The organism is Streptomyces europaeiscabiei (genome assembly GCF_001550375.1).
In the GTDB taxonomy this organism is placed as follows: Bacteria; Actinomycetota; Actinomycetes; order Streptomycetales; family Streptomycetaceae; genus Streptomyces; species Streptomyces europaeiscabiei.
Genome location: NZ_LRTR01000407.1, coordinates 1 through 1,681 on the forward strand (window position 1 = coordinate 1; position 1,681 = coordinate 1,681).

1 protein-coding gene is annotated in these 1,681 nt (G+C 71.8%); it reads left to right on the forward strand.

Features of this window, described 5'->3' with window-relative positions; all coding sequences use genetic code 11:
• Positions 1–1,681 (forward strand): bifunctional glycosyltransferase 87/phosphatase PAP2 family protein (locus AWZ10_RS19580; protein ID WP_063809779.1); only part of this gene is annotated, 1,681 nt, incomplete at both ends.

Consider the following 1,681-nt stretch of genomic DNA (forward strand, 5'->3'; position numbering starts at 1 on the left):
CACCCGCCGCACGGCATTGCTCGCGGCCCCCGTCGCGGTCACCCTGCTGATGCTGTCGTTGCCGGTGCGCAACACGCTGTATCTGGGCCAGACCAGCATCCTCCCCGTCCTGCTCGTCCTGGCGGGCTGCTTCGCGGTCCGGGGCGAGCGCGCCAGCGGGGTCTGCATAGGGCTGGCCGCGGCCTTCCAGCCGACCGTGCTGCTGTTCGTGCCGCTGCTGTGGTTCACCGGCCGCCGCCGGGCCGCCGCGAGCACCGGGATCACCTTCGCCACCGCCACCGCGCTCGCCTGGGCGGTGATGCCGCACGACTCGTACGCCTACTGGGTGCGCCATCTGGCGGGCGCGGGCCTCGGCGGCCGGGCGGACGACCTCGCCAACCAGTCCCTGCACGGCGCGCTGCTGCGACTCGGCCTCCAAGGCCCCCTGGAGATCACGGTCTTCTTCACGCTGGCCGCCGCCGTCGCCGTGCTCGGCATGCGCCGCGCCATCCGCTACGCGCGCGACGGACAACTGCTGCTCGCCGTCGCGATCACCGGCTGCGTCGTGGTCGCCGTCTCGCCCACGTCCTGGAAGCACCAGCTGCTGTGGGTGCTGCTCGCGGTGGTCGGCCGGGTCGGCAAGAAGGCGTCCTCGCGCTATGTGTGGCCGGTCGCCGTCGTCCTGGTGATGACGCTGCCCGCGAAGATGATGGTGCCGAACGTCGGCGTCCTGTACCCGCTGCGTGACAACGTCGTCCTGCTGGCCGCGCTCGCCTCGGCCCTCGTGGTGCCGTTTTTGACCCGCGCCTCGGAGTACTACCGGACCCCGCTTCCCACCGAGTACGCCCCGAAGGCGCAGACCCGCCTCAGCTGGGCGCCGCTGCTGCGCCGGGCCGCCAGCCGCCCGAACCTGCTGCTCGAACTGCTGCTGATCCGCGTCACCTACGCCGCCTACCAGCGCACCCGGCTGGAGGCGGCCGGCAGCCGGGCCGTCGCCGAGGAGCACGCCCGCGAGATCCTCGCGGTCGAGAAGGCCCTGTTCATCGACATCGAGCACTGGTTCAACCACACGGTGGTCGGGATCGGCTGGCTGCGGGGCTTCTTCGACTTCTACTACACGTCGTTCCACTTCGTGGTCCCGCTGACCGTCCTCGGTGTCCTCTACTGGCGCCGCCCCGCCGACTACCGCTGGGCCCGCACGGCCATCGGCCTCACCACGGTCCTCGCGCTCGTCGGCTTCTTCTTCTACCCGCTGGCCCCGCCGCGCCTGATGCCGGGCCTCGGCATCATCGACACCATCTACGGCGTCCAGGACTTCTCCCGGCCGGACTACGGCAAGCTCACCGAACTCACCAACCAGTACGCGGCGATGCCGTCCCTGCACTTCGGCTGGTCGCTGTGGTGCGGGCTCACCATCGCGATCGTCGCGCCCCGGGTGTGGATGAAGGTACTGGGCCTGCTGCACCCCTTCCTCACGGTCCTGGCGATCGTCGCGACCGGCAACCACTGGATCCTCGACGCGGTCGGCGGCGCGGCTGTGGTGGGCGCGGGCTTCGGCCTGACGTACCTCCTGACAGGGCCCCGCACCACCGAGGCTCGTATGGGGCGCGGGGAACAGCGCGAACACCCACCGACGGCCGGGCGACTCGCCACGGCCGCCCGGCGCAACGGCGGCGGAGCGGACGCGGACGGCGGAGGCAGC